The sequence below is a fragment of the Burkholderia sp. BCC0398 genome (genome assembly GCF_902833245.1).
GTDB lineage: Bacteria > Pseudomonadota > Gammaproteobacteria > Burkholderiales > Burkholderiaceae > Burkholderia > Burkholderia sola.
In genome coordinates this window covers 42363-59263 of record NZ_CADFEM010000003.1, presented here as the reverse complement: position 1 = coordinate 59263, position 16901 = coordinate 42363, and the positions used below count along the sequence as shown (strand labels likewise).

Annotated in this window: 18 protein-coding genes; 7 read left to right on the top strand and 11 right to left on the bottom strand. The window is 67.3% G+C overall.

All coding sequences use genetic code 11. The annotated features are described in order from the left end of the window. Positions 1-94: 94 nt before the first annotated feature. Positions 95-826, top strand: a complete 732-nt coding sequence (locus HWX76_RS06945; protein WP_124554855.1) for an alanyl-tRNA editing protein — start codon at positions 95-97, stop codon at positions 824-826. Then, a complete protein-coding gene (locus HWX76_RS06940) occupies positions 823-1440 on the top strand; it encodes a DUF924 family protein (protein WP_176015620.1) in 618 nt (205 codons plus the stop codon). Before HWX76_RS06945 ends, HWX76_RS06940 begins: the two co-directional genes overlap by 4 nt. A gap of 164 nt (positions 1441-1604) precedes the next feature. Here HWX76_RS06940 and HWX76_RS06935 read toward each other — a convergent pair whose 3' ends face one another. From HWX76_RS06935 to HWX76_RS06885, 11 genes are all read right to left on the bottom strand, one after another. Further along, positions 1605-3497, bottom strand: a complete 1893-nt coding sequence (locus HWX76_RS06935) for a glycosyl transferase (protein WP_050016431.1) — start codon at positions 3495-3497, stop codon at positions 1605-1607. 228 nt (positions 3498-3725) lie between these two features. Continuing rightward, a complete protein-coding gene (locus HWX76_RS06930) occupies positions 3726-4487 on the bottom strand; it encodes an SDR family oxidoreductase (protein ID WP_050016433.1) in 762 nt (253 codons plus the stop codon). Between the two features lie 22 nt (positions 4488-4509). Continuing rightward, positions 4510-5091, bottom strand: a complete 582-nt coding sequence (locus HWX76_RS06925) for a TIGR00730 family Rossman fold protein (protein ID WP_050016434.1) — start codon at positions 5089-5091, stop codon at positions 4510-4512. Further along, a complete protein-coding gene (locus tag HWX76_RS06920; protein WP_050016436.1) occupies positions 5088-5846 on the bottom strand; it encodes a TetR/AcrR family transcriptional regulator in 759 nt (252 codons plus the stop codon). Before HWX76_RS06920 ends, HWX76_RS06925 begins: the two co-directional genes overlap by 4 nt. A gap of 201 nt (positions 5847-6047) precedes the next feature. Continuing rightward, on the bottom strand, positions 6048-6584 hold the full coding sequence (locus HWX76_RS06915; protein ID WP_011694335.1) for a diacylglycerol kinase: 537 nt from the start codon (positions 6582-6584) through the stop codon (positions 6048-6050). After that, the gene (locus HWX76_RS06910) at positions 6581-7615 is read right to left on the bottom strand and encodes a glycosyltransferase family 1 protein (RefSeq protein ID WP_050016438.1); all 1035 of its coding nucleotides are present in this window, start codon (positions 7613-7615) and stop codon (positions 6581-6583) included. Before HWX76_RS06910 ends, HWX76_RS06915 begins: the two co-directional genes overlap by 4 nt. Positions 7616-7643: 28 nt before the next feature. Beyond that, entirely contained in the window at positions 7644-8582 is a 939-nt protein-coding gene (locus HWX76_RS06905; RefSeq protein ID WP_050016440.1) for a UDP-2,3-diacylglucosamine diphosphatase, read from the bottom strand. Positions 8583-8804: 222 nt separating this feature from the next. Then, on the bottom strand, positions 8805-9311 hold the full coding sequence (locus HWX76_RS06900; protein WP_050016442.1) for an RDD family protein: 507 nt from the start codon (positions 9309-9311) through the stop codon (positions 8805-8807). A gap of 5 nt (positions 9312-9316) precedes the next feature. Next, on the bottom strand, positions 9317-10084 hold the full coding sequence (locus tag HWX76_RS06895) for a DUF3106 domain-containing protein (RefSeq protein ID WP_050016444.1): 768 nt from the start codon (positions 10082-10084) through the stop codon (positions 9317-9319). A 26-nt stretch (positions 10085-10110) separates the two neighbouring features. Further along, on the bottom strand, positions 10111-10545 hold the full coding sequence (locus HWX76_RS06890) for a DUF3619 family protein (RefSeq protein ID WP_176015619.1): 435 nt from the start codon (positions 10543-10545) through the stop codon (positions 10111-10113). Beyond that, positions 10542-11105 (bottom strand): RNA polymerase sigma factor, encoded by a 564-nt coding sequence (locus HWX76_RS06885; protein WP_006491033.1) that lies wholly within the window; start codon positions 11103-11105, stop codon positions 10542-10544. The genes HWX76_RS06890 and HWX76_RS06885 overlap by 4 nt, the downstream gene beginning before the upstream one ends. 355 nt (positions 11106-11460) lie before the next feature. Between HWX76_RS06885 and HWX76_RS06880 the strand changes: the two genes are divergently transcribed. The 5 genes from HWX76_RS06880 to pssA all read left to right on the top strand — a co-directional run bounded on the left by HWX76_RS06880 (position 11461) and on the right by pssA (position 16622). Beyond that, a complete protein-coding gene (locus tag HWX76_RS06880; RefSeq protein ID WP_176015618.1) occupies positions 11461-13224 on the top strand; it encodes an acetolactate synthase 3 catalytic subunit in 1764 nt (587 codons plus the stop codon). Positions 13225-13335: 111 nt separating this feature from the next. Next, the gene (gene ilvN / locus HWX76_RS06875) at positions 13336-13827 is read left to right on the top strand and encodes an acetolactate synthase small subunit (protein ID WP_006750445.1); all 492 of its coding nucleotides are present in this window, start codon (positions 13336-13338) and stop codon (positions 13825-13827) included. 106 nt (positions 13828-13933) lie between these two features. Beyond that, the gene (gene ilvC / locus HWX76_RS06870; protein ID WP_034190794.1) at positions 13934-14950 is read left to right on the top strand and encodes a ketol-acid reductoisomerase; all 1017 of its coding nucleotides are present in this window, start codon (positions 13934-13936) and stop codon (positions 14948-14950) included. Between the two features lie 139 nt (positions 14951-15089). Next, entirely contained in the window at positions 15090-15734 is a 645-nt protein-coding gene (locus HWX76_RS06865; RefSeq protein WP_006491035.1) for a phosphatidylserine decarboxylase, read from the top strand. 15 nt (positions 15735-15749) lie between these two features. Continuing rightward, positions 15750-16622, top strand: a complete 873-nt coding sequence (gene pssA, locus HWX76_RS06860) for a CDP-diacylglycerol--serine O-phosphatidyltransferase (RefSeq protein ID WP_050016452.1) — start codon at positions 15750-15752, stop codon at positions 16620-16622. Positions 16623-16901: the final 279 nt, after the last annotated feature.

The following is a 16901-nucleotide window of genomic DNA, read 5'->3' as shown; positions in this document are numbered from 1 at the left end:
GCCGCTGCCCGCGCGCGGGACGATCTGCGTCTGGGCGCACGTGCGGGCCGGCGCGACACTGGCCGTTTCCTCCATCGACACGAGGCTCATCCCGATGACGACACAGGCGCTGTTTCGCGAAGACGCGTACCTGATGCAATGCGACGCGATCGTCGAGGCCGTCGGCGACGACGGCATCCGGCTCGACCGCACCGTGTTCTATCCGCTCGGCGGCGGCCAGGCCGGCGACACCGGCACGCTGACGCTGCCCGACGGCAGCACGATCGCGATTGCCGATACGCGCAAGGCGAAGTTCGACGGCGCGACGCCCGACGACGCCGTGCACGTGCCCGCGCCGGGCCAGGACGCGCGCGTCGCGACGCTGGCCCCCGGCACGCGCGTGGTCGCGGCGATCGACTGGCAGCGCCGCCACCGGCATATGCGCCTGCATACGGCCGCGCACCTGATGTGCGCGGTGCTGCCGTACGCGGTCGACGGCTGCAGCGTGACGGCCGACTACGTGCGGCTCGATTTCGCGACGTCCGACGCGATCGATCGCGACGACGTCGAGCGGCGCCTCGCGGGTTTCGTCGCCGGCGCGCATCCGGTCACGACCGAATGGATCACCGACGACGAGATGGCCGAGCGGCCCGAACTCGTCCGCACGATGAGCGTGAAGCCGCCGATGGGCCTCGGCCGCGTGCGGCTGCTGCGCATCGAGAACGTCGACCTGCAGCCGTGCGGCGGCACGCACGTGCGCAACACGTCCGAAATCGGCGGGCTGCGGGTCGCGAAACTGGAAAAGAAGAGTGCGCGCACACGGCGCCTCGTACTGGAGTTTGCATGACGATCGATACCGGGAAAGCGGGCGCGGCGGCGCTCGATCCGCAGGCACGGGACATTCTCGATTTCTGGTTCGGCGAGCCGGGCTCGGCCGAGTTCGGGCAGAACCGCAAGGTCTGGTTCAACGGCGGCGCGGCGTTCGACGACGTGCTGCGCACGCGTTACGGCGCGCTGCTCGATGCTGCATGCGACGGCGCGTGCGATCACTGGGCCGCTTCGCCGTCGGGCGCGCTGGCGTTGATCGTCGTGCTCGACCAGTTCTCGCGCAACATCCATCGCGGCACGCCGCGCGCGTTTGCCGCCGATCCGAAGGCGCTCGGGCTGGCCCGCCGCGTCGTCGCGGCCGGCTGGGACGCGCGGTTGCCGAGCGGGCATCACCGCGCGTTCGCGTATCTGCCGTTCGAGCACGACGAGTCGGTCGAGAGCCAGCGCGAGGCCGTGCGCCTGTGCGCGGGCATCCGCGACGAGGCCGGGTGCGAGCGCTATCACCGCTACGCGTTGCTGCATGCGGCGGTCGTCGAGCGCTTTGGCCGCTTTCCGCACCGGAACGCGATTCTCGGTCGCGCGTCGACCGACGAGGAAGCGGCGTTTCTGCGGGAGCCGGGCTCGTCGTTCTGACGATCCGTTCGTTGGCGAGACGAAGGAGCGGGGCGGCGAACCCCACGACGCTTGCGGGTTGCCGGTATTGCAGCGCAGGCTGCGCAGCGCTCGAATGGACGATCGCGGCCCGTGCCGAAGAAGAAAGCGAAGGCGGGCAGGGCAGCGCATCGCGCCGCCCTGTGTTACTGCGGGTGCTGTTCGGGCGTGCGCACGTAGACGCGCAGCAGCTCCTCGTTGTCGCCCGGGCGGGCGCCGGTCCAGAACAGCTTCCATTCGTCGCCGGGCGCCGGATCGACGGCCCGCACGCCCTGCACGATCATCCACGTGCAGCGCGTCGTCTTCGCGTCGTCGATCGGCGTGTGCTGGATGCCGGAGAAGTAATACAGCATCGGCGCTTCCGATTCGCCGAGCCCGTGCAGGCTCGCCATGCAGTCGCCGTCGTTCCATTCGAGCGCGAGATGCGCGTTCAGGTCGTCGAACACCGACCGGTAGCTCTTCGCGACGTCGAGCCACGGCAGCAGCAGCGTATAGATGAGCCCCCACGCGACCAGCGTGCCGGCGCCCCACGACAGCGCGCCGCGCCACAGGCCCGTCGTGCGTAGCTTCGGCAGCAGCGTCAGCCAGCCGACCGTCAGCGCGAGCGCGCCGGTCACGAGCGCGGGCTGGATTGGCATCGTCCAGTCGAGCGGCAGCCAGCGGCCGAGCAGTGCGAGATCGGCGCGCGACGCGGCCGGATCGGCCATCACCGCCCAGATCGCCCACGCGAGCACGACCACCATGCCGAACAGGATGCGGCTCAGGTAATCCCACGCGAGATGCAGCCGGCGCGGCAGGCGGTCGATCGCCTGCGCGGCGACCAGCGCGAGCGGTGCGAAGAACGGCAGGATGTAGAGCTGGCGCGACGTCGCGGACACCTGCAGTACCACCAGTCCGATGCCGGCGAACAGCACGGGCAGCGCGATGCGCGGCGTACGCCAGTCGCGCCATGCGCCGCGGGCGAGCGCGACGATCGCGAGCGGCGCGACCGGGAAGCCGACGAGCAGGAACGCGCGCAGGATGAAGAACGGCTTGTCGTTTTCGGCGCCCAGTTCGGGAACGGAGAAGCCGAAGAAGCGGCCGACGTTGTTGTCCCAGAACCACGTCATGAACAGCGTTTCCGAGCGCAGGAACAGCGCGGTCGGCCAGATCAGCGCGAACGGCGCGAACACGAGCGCGGCGACGCCGAGCGCGCGTGCGAACGAGCGGGTGCGGCAGGCCGGGTAGAGCACCAGCGTGCAGACGAGCGTGGCCGCGAACACGAGCGGCACGAACAGCCCCTTCGCCATCAGCGCGATGCCGACGCCCGCGCCGAAGATCGGCGCGGCCCAGCGGCCGGCCGGGTGCGCCGGCAGCCCGTGACGCATCGGCTGCGCACGCGCGACGTGCTCCATCACGAGTTCCAGCAGCCCGCAGAACGCGATGGCGGTGCCGGCAAACAGCGCGACGTCCGTCATCATGTCATGCACGTGCTTGATCACGACGAGCGTGCCCGCGCTCAGCACGACCGGGCCGAGCACGCGCAGGTCGAACCAACTGTCCGCGCGGCTGGCCACGCGGGCCGCGCGCGCGATGAAGCCGAACGCGAGCGCGGCGAACAGGGCGCTCGCGAGGCGCGCCGCGTCGTGCAGCGGCATCGCGCGCTGCAGCAGCCACGCGAGGCTGGTCGCGACCCACGCGTAAAGCGGCGGCTTTTCCATGAACGGCAGGCCGGCATTGGTCGGCACGACGAAATCGCCGGTCTCGAGCATGTGCTGGATGATGCCGAACGTATAGGTTTCGTCCTGTTTCCACGGATCGTGCCCGAGCACGCCGGGCAGCGTGTACGCGCACACCAGCGCGGCGACGAACAGCCATGCGCGCCAGCCGAGCAGTAGCGAGCGGTCGCGCAGGGGGCTGATGGCGGCGGTCGAGGCCGCGACGGGCGTGCCGGCGACGTCCAGCGTCGCGCTGACGTCGGTATCGGCGGTCGAGCGGGTGTGCGCGGCCGGGGCGGGCACGGACGTGCGTCGCCGGCTGGGCGCTGCGGTTCCAGGCATGGAAAAGATCTCGGGTCGAGTCGAGCCGGTCCGGCGACATGGGCTGGACCGATAAGGGGCTACATCCGGGGTAACGGACAGCGTGTTTGAGACACCTGTCTGAATGGCCGCTAGTAGAGCACGGAATTGTTACGGATGTTTACTGGAAGTGTCACGGAATTGTGGAGATTTGTGGCGCCGTGACCACGGGGCGATTTCGACCGCCGTATTGTTGCGCCGCGCGTCAGCTTAGCGGCCGCCGCCGACGTCGAGCAGGGCGCCCGTCGTGTAGGACGCCGCATCGCCGAGCAGCCAGACGATCGCCTCGGCGATCTCCTGCGCTTCGCCCGCGCGGCCGAGCGGCGTTTGCGCGCCGAGACGCGCCGCACGGCCCGGCTGGCCCCCGCTTGCATGAATGTCGGTCTCGATCAGGCCCGGGCGCACCGCGTTGACGCGCACGCCGTGCGGGCCGAGCTCCCTGGCGAGGCCGATCGTCAGCGAATCGACCGCGCCTTTCGAGCCCGCGTAGTCGACGTACTCGTTCGGCGAGCCGAGCCGAGACGCGATCGACGACACGTTGACGATCGCGCCGCCGCGCCCGCCGCGGTCGGTGGACAGCCGGCGCGCCGCTTCGCGCGCACACAGGTAGGCGCCGAGCACGTTGGTATCGAACATCCGTCGCAGCCGGTCGACCGGCATGTCGGCGAGCGGCATCGACGGCGCGACGATGCCGGCATTGTTGACGAGCGCGTCGAGGCGCCCGAACTCGGCCGCAACGGTGTCGAACATCGCGACGACGTTCGCCTCGTTCGCGACGTCGCCCGCGACGATGCACGCGCGGCCGCCCGCGTCGCGCACGGCCTGCGCGGTCAGTTCGGCCGCGGCCGCGTCGCGCGCGTAGTTGATGCCGACGTCCCAGCCGCGTTCGGCCGCGAGCACGGCGGTCGCGCGGCCGATGCCGCGGCTCGCGCCGGTGATGAGGACAGCCTTGCGGTCGGACGGTGCGGTCATCGCGTGCGGTTTCCGGTGACGGTTACTTCGCGGCGTCGGGCGCCCACTTGTCGCGGGTGGGCGGCTGGTAGCGGCGCAGCCGCTCGATCAGCGCGACGGGTTCCGACTCGACGCACAGTGCGTCGAAATAGGCCGGCCGCATGAAGCCTTCGTCGACCGTATGGCGCAGCAGCGCGATCAGCGGATCGTAGAACGAATCGATGTTGTAGAGCGCGACGGGCTTGCGGTGATAGCCGAGCTGCGCCCACGTATAGACCTCGAAGAGCTCTTCGAGCGTGCCGGCACCGCCGGGCATCGCGACGAACGCGTCGGAGAGGTCGGCCATCATTTTCTTGCGATGGTGCATGTCGGGCACGACGTGCAGTTCCGACAGCCCCGTATGGCCGACTTCCTTGTCGACGAGCAACTCGGGAATCACGCCGACCGCCCGGCCGCCGGCCGCCATCACTTCGTCGGCGATCACGCCCATCAGGCCGACGCGGCCGCCGCCGTACACGAGCGTGAGGCCTGCCTCGACGAGCGCACGGCCGAACGCGCGCGCGGCATCGGCATAGACGGGTCGCACGCCGGACGACGAGCCGCAGTAAACGCAGACTGCCTTCATTGCTTCGCGTCCTTGGCGGGGGCCTGGCCGGTGGCGACGGGGCCGCCCGCCGGGCGCGGCGACCCGTCGCGCGGCGGCAGGTAATCGGTGAACTGGCGCTTGGGCAGCTTGCCGGACACGAGATCGTCGAACAGCTGGCGCGAACGGCCGCGCAGGTACGGGGCCATGATCGAGATCACGTGCATGCTCACCTGGTGCAGCTCTTCGCGGATCGCGTCCTGGTCGTTGTATTTGCGCGGATGCATCACGTATTGGTACGACAACCAGTACGTCGAGATCACCGCCATGTTGGTCGCGATGACCTCGATCTCGGCGGGCGTCGCGACCATCTCGGCATCGGAGACGAGCAGCTCGCACATGTCGTGCGCGAAGCGCACCTTGTGGCTGATGATCTGCTTGAAGTGCGTCTCGAGCGTGCGGTTGCGGGCGAGCAGGTCGTTGAGGTCGCGATACAGGAACCGGTAGGTCCACATGAAATCGGCCATGTACTGCAGGTACGACCAGGTTTCGTCGATCGTCGGACGGTGATCTTCGGGGAAGCGCAGCCGCCGTTCGATCTGCTGCTCGAACTGCGCGAAGATGCTGTTGATGATGTCGTCCTTGTTGCGGAAATGGTAGTACAGGTTGCCTGGACTGATTTCCATTTCCTCGGCGATCGTCGTGGTGGTGACGTTCGGCTCGCCGATCTCGTTGAAGAGTTTCAACGACAACTCGAGAATCCGTTCGCGGGTGCGGCGGGGAGGTTTCGCTTCCATGTCGTCCGGCCCTGTGTGTGCCGGACTGGCGGGCGCTGCAATCGATGCTGCGTGATTCGTCCGGCGCGGGTTGCTGTTCTATGTCTAGCGGCCGATTATAAACCGGGGTTTCGCCACGTCGGGGCATTTCGTGATCGCGGCGCCGCGCCGCGCATGGTGCGGCGCCGCATGCGGGCGTGGCGAAAGGCGCCCGGCGGTGGCCTAGAAACCGAGCCAGCGTGCGACCACCGGCCCGAGCACGAAGCCCCACGTCGTCACGCACGCGAACAGCGCGACCGTGACGGCCGCGCTGCCGAGGTCCTTCGCGCGCTTCGACAGTTCGTGGCGCTCGAGCGAGATGCGGTCGATCGCGGCTTCGACGCTCGAGTTCAGCAGCTCGACGATCAGCACCAGCAGCACCGAGCCGATCAGCAGCGCGCGCGATGCGGCCGGCACCGGCGCGAATGCGCCGATCGGCAGCATCAGCGCGGCGAGCGTGAGTTCCTGGCGAAACGCGCTTTCCTCGCGGATCGCGACGCGAAAGCCGTTCAGCGAATGCTTGAGCGCGAACCAGGCACGCGTGATGCCGCGATGGCGCTTGTACGGGTTCGGCGGCAGCGGCGCGAGCCGGTCGTCGGGGCCGAGCGGCTCGTGCGGGTGCACGTCCGCGTCGGCATGCGGCTCTTCCTCGTCGAACGGGCGGTGCCGTGACGGCGTCGCGGCGGGGGGCGGGATCTTGTCGTTCAGGTCTCGTTTCAAACGGCTGCACCTTCGGCTGGCGAGTACGCGGTCTTCGGCAGCGGCTTCAGATGCGACGCGAACTGCTCGGATGCGGCGCGCCACGAGAAGCGTTCCGCCCACGCGCGCGCAGTCGTGCGTTCGATCTTCAGCGCCTCGAGGCAGGCTTCCTGCAGGTCCTCGTGCATCGCGCCGGCATCGCCTCCGCTGAGCACGTCGATCGGGCCCGTCACGGGATACGCGGCCACCGGCGTGCCGCAGGCGAGCGCTTCGAGCAGCACGAGGCCGAACGTGTCGGTGCGACTCGGGAATACGAACACGTCGGCCGCAGCATACACCTTCGCGAGCTCGGTCTGTGACAGCACGCCGAGATAGTTCGCCTCCGGATAGCGCGACTTCAGTTCCGCGAGCGCGGGGCCTTCGCCCGCGACCCACTTCGAGCCGGGCAGGTCGAGGCGCAGGAACGCCTCGACGTTCTTCTCGATCGCGACGCGGCCCACGTACAGGAAGATCGGCCGCGCGGTGTTGAGCACCTTCGACTCCATCGGCCGGAAGGTGTCGAGGTCGACGCCGCGGGTCCACAGCACGACGTTCGTGAAGCCGAATTTCTCGAGGTCCTGCTTGACGACCGGCGTCGGCGCCATCACCGCGCGCGACGGGCCGTGGAACCAGTGCAGGAACTTGTAGGTCGCCGCCAGCGGAATGCCGAAGCGCGCCTGCACGTATTCCGGGAAGCGCGTGTGGTACGCGGTCGTGTACGGCAGCTTGCGGGCGCGCGCATAGCGCCGCGCGGCGAGGCCGAGCGGGCCTTCGGTCGCGATGTGCAGCGCGTCGGGTGCGAACGCATCGATCCGCGCGCGCAGCTTGCGATACGGCAGGATCGACAGGCGGATCTCGGGGTAGGTCGGGCAGGGCACCGTGCGGAATTCCAGCGGCGTCAGCAGTTCGACGCGGTGGCCGAGCGCCGTGAGTTCGCGCGACGTGCTCTTCAGCGTGCGTACGACGCCGTTGACCTGCGGTTCCCACGCGTCGGTGACGATCATGATCTTCATCGCGGCATGTCCTGTAAGTAGGGTTGTGTCAGGCAGCGGCCTTGGCCTTGCGCGACGCGGTCTCGGACGGTGCGGTGCGCATCACCGTCCAGTAGACGATCTTCAGTTCGCCTTCCATCGTTTCGACGAGCGCGGACAGGCTTTCGACCCAGTCGCCGTCGTTGCAGTACAGCACCCCGTCGATGTCGCGGATCTCGGCCTTGTGGATGTGGCCGCACACGACGCCGTCGCAGCCGCGGCGGCGCGCCTCGTCGGTCATCACGGTCTCGAACTGCGAGATGAAGTTGACCGCGTTCTTGACCTGGTGCTTCAGGTACTGCGACAGCGACCAGTACTGGAAGCCGAGCCGGCTGCGGATCCGGTTGAACCAGCGGTTCAGCACGAGGATCAGCGTGTAGAGCGTGTCGCCGAGGTACGCGAGCCATTTCGCATGCTGGATCACGCCGTCGAACAGGTCGCCGTGCACGATCCACAAACGTTTGCCCGCGAGCGTCGTGTGGAATGCCTCGCCGCGCACCTGGATGTCGCCGAACGCGAGATCGCAGAACTGCCGCGCGCCTTCGTCGTGGTTGCCGGGGATGTAGACGACCTGCGTGCCCTTGCGCGCCTTGCGCAGGATCTTCTGCACGACGTCGTTGTGCGCCTGCGGCCAGTACCAGCCTTTCTTCAGTTGCCAGCCGTCGATGATGTCGCCGACGAGGTACAGGTATTCCGAGTCGTTGTGACGCAGGAAATCCAGCAGGTAGGGCGCCTGACAGCCGCTCGAGCCGAGGTGGATGTCGGACAGCCAGATGGTGCGGTAGCGATGGGCGGACGGCTCGGGGTCGTCGTGCTGCGTGGTGGGCGCGACGGGCGGCTTGTGCGACACCACGCCGTCGGTTGCGCCCGAGCCGGACAGGAACGCAGTGGCGGCGCGGGCGCCGATGGGATGACGAAACAATGAAGTCGCGGACGTTTTCTGGCCCATGCATGACTCGCGCCGGTTGACATTACCGGCATTCCGCCATGCGGGCGTGACTGTACCGTGACAGTCACGAGACGTTCTTATTACGACCGTCGAAGGGTGTTTAGCAGTAAATGAGCGGGCGTTGCGTAAGCTGCCGCACTGAACGGTCGGCGTGTGTCCGGCAGGGCCGTCCTCGATGGAGACGGGTGGGGCGAGCGGCTTTCATCTGGTGAATGCGGCGCGTCAGCGCGGTATCGCGACGACGCGCGTACGCGCGAGCCGGTCGTGCGGGAACTGGCGGCCGGCGTGCAACCGGGCGGCGCCGGCCCACACGACGATCCATGCGGCGGCGAGCGCGAGCGTGACGGGCACCGACAGGCCGAGGAGCGGGTGCAGCGCGAGCGGCGGCAGGAACCACAGCCAGCCGAGCGCGTAGCGGACGAGCGCGTGGCCGGCGCTCAGCGGCCGGCCGCTCGACGACTCGAGCCGCAGCCGCCAGGTTTTCATCGGCAGCGTCTGGCCGCCGTGCGTCCAGAACCACACGAAATACGCGCCGACGACGAGCGCGATCCACGCGGCAAGCAGGTTGTGATGAACGAGGCCGTTGCGTTGCTGCGTCGCGAGGCTGAACGCGAGCCCGGCGAAGAACACGACGCCGAACAGCAGCACGCCTTCGTAGAGCAGCGCGGCGAGGCGCCGCCGCACGGACGGCGCGGCAGCCGGGGTCTCGGGAGCGCGGGCGGTCGCCACGGCGCTCAGGAGCCCTTGAACAGCGAAGGCGCGTCGGCGGGCGACACCGGCAGGGCCGCGGCCGGTGCCGATGCGGTGCCGGACGTGGACGACGCGGGCACCGGCTGCACGACGACGCCGGCCGACGCGGGCGCCGGGGCGGCGGCCGCGCCGCTCGCCGGGTGTTCGTGCGAGTTGACGAGGCGGCGGACGTCACGGTCGGCGACGGTCGGCGGCGCGCTGACGACGCTCGGCCTGCGGCGGCGCTCGGCGGCGGCAAGCCGTTCCTTCTGCTCCTCGGGGAGTTGCTGGTAGGCCTTCCACGCGCGCTCGCGCGCCTGTGCGGACAGCTCCTTCGCGCTCTGGTAGTTCTCGCGCGCGACGCGGCGCTGCTCGGGCGTCATCTTCGCCCATTCGGTCATCCGGTCCTGCAGGCGTTTCTGGTCATCCGGCGACAACTTCGCGAAACGCGATGCGATCTTCAGCCATTTACGCTTGCGGGCGTCGCTGAAGCCGTCCCACTGGTCGGCGAACGGCGCGAGGGCCGCATGCTGCGCCGGCGTGAGGCGTGCCCACGACAGCGGGCCGGCGGCGGCCGGCAGCGGCAGCGGAAGGGGCAGCGGCGGGAGTTCGGTGGTCAGCCCGGTCGCGGTCGACGCGGGCGCGGCGGGGCTGGTGGTCGCGACGGGCGCCGTCGCGGGGGCCGGGTGGAATCGGGGATAGGTGGCGACGTAGGAAACGGCGATCGCGATCACGCATCCGAAAAATACGGCCAGGCCGCGCTTCTGACTCACCCGTGCGATCCCCTCGTTATTGTCTGTTAGTGAGCGCGCGAAAGATACGCGTTGAACCCGTGATCGAGATACGCATTGAGCGGCAGGTCGTCGCTGAGCATCGCCACGTCGATGTCGGCGAGTTCGGCGGTGCGCTGCATGTCTTCCCAGTACGCGATGCCGACGAGCCCCGCGAGCAGCAACGCGAGCGGCCACGCACGCAGCAGGCGGCGGGCAAACGACGCGTACGGGCGGCCGGCGGGCGGGCGGTTCGCGGGCGTCGGGCCGTAGGCGCCGGCCGCGCCGGCGAAGGCCGGCACGAACACCGGCGCGCTCGCGGCTTCGGGCTTCTTGCGCGCGAGCGCGGCCCGGCGGGCGACGGCCAGCCGGTCGGTGGTCGCGGCCGGCAGCGCGGCCGCGCGCTCGTCCAGCGCGCGGCGCACCTTCAGCGCGAATTCGTGTTCTCGGTTTGCGGAGCTCATAGCGTGATTCCTTTGGCCTTGAGCGCTTGCGCCAGGGTATGAGTGGCTCGCGAGCAGTGCGTCTTGACGCTGCCCTCGGAGCACCCCATTGCGGCGGCAGTCTCGGCGACATCCATATCTTCCCAATAACGCATCAGGAACGCTTCCCGTTGACGCGTCGGAAGCTTCTGGATTTCTTCGTCGATCAGGGCCAGAACCTGCTCTCTTTCGAGGCGGTGCTCGCTGCTCTCGACGCCCGCGTTGTCGTCCGCGGATTCGAGCGTTTCAAGCGGGTCGAAGTCGTCGTCGTCGGTGTTGTTCAGCGACGAGAAGAGCGTCACCCACGTGTTGCGGACCTTCTGCCGGCGGAACCAGTCGTGGATCGCGTTCTGCAGGATCCGCTGAAAAAGCAGCGGCAGCTCGGCGGACGGCCGGTCGCCGTACTTTTCCGCGAGCTTGATCATCGCGTCCTGCACGATGTCGAGCGATGCATCGTCGTCACGTACGGCGTACGCAGCCTGCTTGAACGCGCGCCTTTCGACGCCCGCCAGAAAGTCGGCGAGTTCCTTGTCTGATGCCATTCCGTGAAGGTATGCGCTGCGGCCCGCTGCGTGGTGAAAAAGGTCGAAAAATTTCGTAAAACCCGCGGATGCTATCAAATTTTCATGCGCCTTGGCACCGGGTCGGCCGCCGCACGTTGCGCGCGAACCGCGGCGGCCGGGCGCCGGGCGGCGCGCATGATGCGCTGCGGGATATTTTGCTTGACGGCCCAGCTGCGACCCGCTATTGTCGGCGATTCGCAACATGAAGTGATGGTCTCATTTGAGGCTGGCCCAAGAAGCCCGCCCTTCAAACTGGACGCGCCGCTTGAACCCGAGCCACAAGCCCGGCAGAGAGCACCCGATCAATTTTTTGCCGAAAATTCGAAAGGTCAAAATGAACATGCCCAGCGCGGAATTCTCCACGTCGGAACCCCTTTCCCCTCCCGATAGCGACTCCATCGGCGGTACCGTGCTCATGAAGGCACTGGCCGACGAAAACGTCGAATTCATCTGGGGCTACCCCGGCGGCTCGGTTCTCTACATCTACGACGAGCTGTACAAGCAGGACAAGATTCAGCACGTGCTGGTGCGCCATGAACAGGCGGCCGTGCACGCAGCCGATGCGTATGCGCGCTCCACCGGCAATGTCGGCGTCTGTCTCGTGACGTCCGGCCCCGGTGTCACCAACGCGGTGACCGGCATCGCAACGGCGTACATGGATTCGATCCCGATGGTCGTGATCAGCGGCCAGGTGCCGACTGCCGCGATCGGTCAGGATGCGTTCCAGGAATGCGACACCGTCGGCATCACGCGTCCGTGCGTGAAGCACAACTTCCTCGTGAAGGACGTGCGCGACCTCGCGGAAACCGTCAAGAAGGCGTTCTATATCGCCCGCACCGGCCGTCCTGGCCCGGTGCTGATCGACATCCCGAAGGACATCTCGAAGACGCCGTGCCAGTACGAGCCGGTGAAGAGCGTGTCGCTGCGTTCGTACAATCCGGTCACGAAGGGCCATTCGGGCCAGATCCGCAAGGCCGTGTCGCTGCTGCTGACGGCCAAGCGCCCATACATCTACACGGGTGGCGGCATCATCCTCGCCGACGCGTCGCGCGAGCTGAACCAGTTCGCGGACCTGCTCGGCTACCCGGTCACGAACACGCTGATGGGCCTCGGCGGCTATCGCGCGTCGGACAAGAAATTCCTCGGCATGCTCGGCATGCACGGCACCTACGAAGCGAACATGGCGATGCAGCACTGCGACGTGCTGATCGCGATCGGCGCCCGCTTCGACGACCGCGTGATCGGCGACCCGGCGCACTTCGCGTCGCGCCCGCGCAAGATCATTCACATCGACATCGACCCGTCGTCGATCTCGAAGCGCGTGAAGGTCGACATCCCGATCGTCGGCGACGTGAAGGAAGTGCTGAAGGAGCTGATCGAGCAACTGCAGACGGCCGAGCATGGCCCCGACACCGACGCGCTCGCGCAATGGTGGAAGGACATCGAGGGCTGGCGCGCGAAAGACTGCCTGAAATACGACCGCGAAAGCGAGATCATCAAGCCGCAGTACGTGGTCGAGAAGGCGTGGGAGCTGACGGACGGCAACGCGTTCGTGTGCTCGGACGTCGGCCAGCACCAGATGTGGGCCGCGCAGTTCTACCGTTTCAACAAGCCGCGTCGCTGGATCAACTCCGGCGGCCTCGGCACGATGGGCTTCGGCCTGCCGGCGGCGATGGGCGTCAAGATGGCCCATCCGGACGACGACGTGCTGTGCATCACGGGCGAAGGCTCGATCCAGATGTGCATCCAGGAACTGTCGACCTGCCTGCAGTACGACACGCCCGTGAAGATCATTTCGCTGAACAACCGCTACCTCGGCATGGTCCGCCAGTGGCAGCAGATCGAATACAGCAAGCGCTATTCGCATTCGTACATGGATGCGCTGCCCGATTTCGTGAAGCTTGCCGAAGCGTACGGCCACGTCGGCATGCGGATCGAAAAGACTTCGGATGTGGAGCCGGCGCTGAAGGAAGCGCTGCGCCTGAAGGACCGCACCGTGTTTCTCGACTTCCAGACCGATCCGACCGAAAACGTCTGGCCGATGGTACAGGCCGGCAAGGGCATCACCGAGATGCTGCTCGGATCGGAAGATCTGTAACGGCGCGACGCGCGCCCGGCCCGATGCGGCCGCCTTCACGAAGGGCGGTGCGGCACGCGGCGGCGCGCGGCGCGGGTGAATCGACACGGACACATTCTGGAAGAAGCGAACATGAGACACATCATTTCCGTCCTGCTGGAGAACGAACCGGGCGCGCTGTCGCGCGTGGTCGGCCTGTTTTCCGCACGCGGCTACAACATCGAAACCTTGACGGTGGCGCCGACCGAAGACCAATCGCTGTCGCGGCTCACCATCGTTTCCATTGGCTCCGACGACGTGATCGAACAGATCACGAAGCATCTGAACCGCCTGATCGAGGTGGTGAAAGTGGTGGACCTGACCGACGGTGCACACATCGAACGCGAGCTGATGCTGATCAAGGTACGTGCAGTGGGCAAGGAGCGCGAAGAAATGAAGCGGATGTCGGACATTTTCCGCGGCCGCATCATCGACGTGACCGAAAAGACCTACACGATCGAATTGACGGGCGCGAGCGACAAGCTCGACGCATTCATCCAGGGGCTGGACGCCAGCGCGATCCTCGAGACCGTGCGCACCGGCAGCTCCGGCATCGGACGCGGCGAGCGCATCCTGAAGGTGTGATGCCGACATAGCCAGAAATGGCACGCCGGGTGCGCCGTCATGTCCCGGCCCGCAGTACTCCATCCGAACGAATCATTGAATTTTTTGAATTAGCGAAGGAACCATCATGAACGTTTTCTACGACAAAGACGCCGACCTCTCCCTCATCAAGGGCAAGCAAGTCACGATCATCGGCTACGGCTCGCAAGGCCATGCGCACGCGCTGAACCTGAAGGAAAGCGGCGTGAACGTGACGGTCGGCCTGCGCAAGGACGGCGCGTCGTGGAGCAAGGCCGAAAACGCCGGCCTGTCGGTCAAGGAAGTCGCCGAAGCAGTGAAGGGCGCGGACGTCGTCATGATGCTGCTGCCGGACGAGCAGATCGCCGACGTGTACGCGAAGGAAGTGCACGCGAACATCAAGCAGGGCGCGGCGCTCGCGTTCGCGCACGGCTTCAACGTCCACTACGGCCAGGTGATCCCGCGCGCCGACCTCGACGTGATCATGATCGCGCCGAAGGCACCGGGCCACACCGTGCGCGGCACGTACTCGCAAGGTGGCGGCGTGCCGCACCTGATCGCGGTTGCGCAGAACAAGTCGGGCGCGGCGCGCGACATCGCGCTGTCGTACGCGGCGGCGAACGGCGGCGGCCGTGCCGGCATCATCGAGACGAACTTCCGTGAAGAAACCGAAACCGACCTGTTCGGCGAGCAGGCCGTGCTGTGCGGCGGTACCGTCGAGCTGATCAAGGCCGGTTTCGAGACGCTGGTCGAAGCCGGCTACGCGCCGGAAATGGCGTACTTCGAGTGCCTGCACGAACTGAAGCTGATCGTCGACCTGATCTACGAAGGCGGCATCGCGAACATGAACTACTCGATCTCGAACAACGCCGAGTACGGCGAATACGTGACCGGCCCGCGCGTCGTCACGGAAGAGACGAAGAAGGCGATGAAGCAGTGCCTGACCGACATCCAGACGGGCGAGTACGCGAAGAGCTTCATTCTCGAGAACAAGGCGGGCGCGCCGACGCTGCAATCGCGCCGCCGCCTGACGGCCGAGCACCAGATCGAGCAGGTCGGCGCGAAGCTGCGCGCGATGATGCCGTGGATCGCGAAGAACAAGCTCGTCGACCAGACGAAGAACTAAGCACCGATAGAAGCAAAACGTGCTGTTCCGGCCCTTCGAGTGGAGGGTCGGTATCAAAAAGCCGTCCGAAGGCAGCAGTGCCCCGGGCGGCTTTTGCTATCCTACGGGCTTTGCAATTCACCGAACACCGAACGAACCCATGAACTATCCTCATCCGATCATCGCGCGCGAAGGCTGGCCGTTCATCGCGATTGCAGCCGTCATCGCGCTGTTGATCCACGCCGTCGGGGGCTTCGGCTTCGCGTGGCCGTTCTGGCTGCTGCTCGTCTTCGTCGTCCAGTTCTTCCGCGATCCGCAGCGCCCGATCCCGGCGCAGCCGAACGCGGTGCTGTGCCCGGCGGACGGCCGCATCGTCGCGGTCGAGACCGCGCAGGATCCGTACGCGAACCGCGAAGCGCTGAAGATCAGCGTGTTCATGAATGTCTTCAACGTCCATTCGCAGCGTTCGCCGGTCGATGGCGCGATCAGCAAGGTCGAGTACTTCCCGGGTGCGTTCCTGAACGCGGCGATCGACAAGGCGTCGACCGAGAACGAGCGCAATGCGGTCGTGATCCAGACGGCGAGCGGCAAGACCGTCACGTCCGTGCAGATCGCGGGCCTGATCGCCCGCCGGATCCTCTGCTACGTGCGCGCCGGCGAGCCGCTGTCGCGCGGCCAGCGCTACGGTTTCATCCGCTTCGGTTCGCGCGTCGACGTGTACCTGCCGCTCGGCAGCCGCGCGAAGGTGTCGATCGGCGAGAAGGTCTACGCGTCGTCGACGATCCTCGCCGAGCTCGAACAGTAAGCGGCGGGGCGCACGATGGCCGCATTCAAACCGCGTCGGCCGCGTAACGGCTCCGGCCAGACGCCACGCCCGTTCCGCCGCAACAAGGTGATGGCGCCCGATGCGGCGCCGCTCGAAAGCCGCCGCGCCGCGCGCCAGCGGTTCCTGAAGACGCGCGGCATCTATTTGCTGCCGAACGCATTCACGACCGCCGCGCTGTTCTGCGGCTTCTTCGCGGTCGTGCAGGCGATGAACGTCCGCTTCGAGATCGCCGCGATCGCGATTTTCGTCGCGATGGTGCTCGACGGGATGGACGGGCGCGTTGCGCGCATGACGCATACGCAGAGCGCGTTCGGCGAGCAGTTCGACAGCCTGTCGGACATGGTGTCGTTCGGCGTCGCGCCGGCGCTCGTGATGTACGAATGGGTGCTGAAGGATCTCGGCCGCTGGGGCTGGCTCGCCGCGTTCGTCTATTGCTCGGGCGCCGCGCTGCGCCTCGCGCGCTTCAACACGAACATCGGCAGCGTCGACAAGCGTTTCTTCCAGGGGCTGCCGAGCCCGGCCGCCGCCGCGCTGATCGCGGGCTTCGTGTGGCTCGCGACCGACAACCGCGTGCCGATGAAGCTTGGCTGGCTGCCGTGGGTCGCATTCGCGCTGACGATCTACGCGGGCGTGACGATGGTGTCGAACGCACCGTTCTACAGCGGCAAGGCGCTCGACGTGCGGCACCGCGTGCCGTTCGCGGCGATCCTGCTCGTCGTCGTCGCGTTCGTGCTCGTGTCGTCCGATCCGCCGCTGATGCTGTTCTGCCTGTTCGTGCTGTACGGGCTGTCCGGCTATGTGTTCTGGGCCTACCAGGCCATTCGCGGGCGGGCGAACCCGGCGCGCTCGTCGCAGCGCGATCACTGAATCCGCGCGCGATCTGCGATCTGCCCGGAAACGGCGGCCTCGGGGCCGCCGTTTTCATTTGTCCCTTTTTGCTGGCCGGACTGCGTCGGTTCCCGGGCGCCGTCCGATTGCGCGGCCAGCGGAATGTCGCTATAGTCTTCGGCATGACTGCATTTCCCCGCCTCTCCCTCCTTCTAGCCGGTGCGCCGCTACGCGCGCTAGCTTTGGCGCGCCTGCCGCGCTGACCGTTCTCGCCCCCCGTCTCAAGCCTCGTCTGTTGTTGAGCGTCGCCAGCGGTGG

What these genes read in the sequence shown, in the direction of transcription:
- HWX76_RS06935 (WP_050016431.1), bottom strand. Translation starts at nt 3,497, where the DNA reads ATGCCTGGAACCGCAGCGCCCAGCCGGCGACGCACGTCCGTGCCCGCC.
- HWX76_RS06910 (WP_050016438.1), bottom strand. Translation starts at nt 7,615, where the DNA reads ATGAAGATCATGATCGTCACCGACGCGTGGGAACCGCAGGTCAACGGC.
- HWX76_RS06930 (WP_050016433.1), bottom strand. Translation starts at nt 4,487, where the DNA reads ATGACCGCACCGTCCGACCGCAAGGCTGTCCTCATCACCGGCGCGAGC.
- HWX76_RS06880 (WP_176015618.1), top strand. Translation starts at nt 11,461, where the DNA reads ATGAACATGCCCAGCGCGGAATTCTCCACGTCGGAACCCCTTTCCCCT.
- HWX76_RS06940 (WP_176015620.1), top strand. Translation starts at nt 823, where the DNA reads ATGACGATCGATACCGGGAAAGCGGGCGCGGCGGCGCTCGATCCGCAG.
- HWX76_RS06890 (WP_176015619.1), bottom strand. Translation starts at nt 10,545, where the DNA reads ATGAGCTCCGCAAACCGAGAACACGAATTCGCGCTGAAGGTGCGCCGC.
- HWX76_RS06920 (WP_050016436.1), bottom strand. Translation starts at nt 5,846, where the DNA reads ATGGAAGCGAAACCTCCCCGCCGCACCCGCGAACGGATTCTCGAGTTG.
- ilvC (WP_034190794.1), top strand. Translation starts at nt 13,934, where the DNA reads ATGAACGTTTTCTACGACAAAGACGCCGACCTCTCCCTCATCAAGGGC.
- HWX76_RS06905 (WP_050016440.1), bottom strand. Translation starts at nt 8,582, where the DNA reads ATGGGCCAGAAAACGTCCGCGACTTCATTGTTTCGTCATCCCATCGGC.
- HWX76_RS06865 (WP_006491035.1), top strand. Translation starts at nt 15,090, where the DNA reads ATGAACTATCCTCATCCGATCATCGCGCGCGAAGGCTGGCCGTTCATC.
- HWX76_RS06925 (WP_050016434.1), bottom strand. Translation starts at nt 5,091, where the DNA reads ATGAAGGCAGTCTGCGTTTACTGCGGCTCGTCGTCCGGCGTGCGACCC.
- HWX76_RS06945 (WP_124554855.1), top strand. Translation starts at nt 95, where the DNA reads ATGACGACACAGGCGCTGTTTCGCGAAGACGCGTACCTGATGCAATGC.
- ilvN (WP_006750445.1), top strand. Translation starts at nt 13,336, where the DNA reads ATGAGACACATCATTTCCGTCCTGCTGGAGAACGAACCGGGCGCGCTG.
- pssA (WP_050016452.1), top strand. Translation starts at nt 15,750, where the DNA reads ATGGCCGCATTCAAACCGCGTCGGCCGCGTAACGGCTCCGGCCAGACG.
- HWX76_RS06885 (WP_006491033.1), bottom strand. Translation starts at nt 11,105, where the DNA reads ATGGCATCAGACAAGGAACTCGCCGACTTTCTGGCGGGCGTCGAAAGG.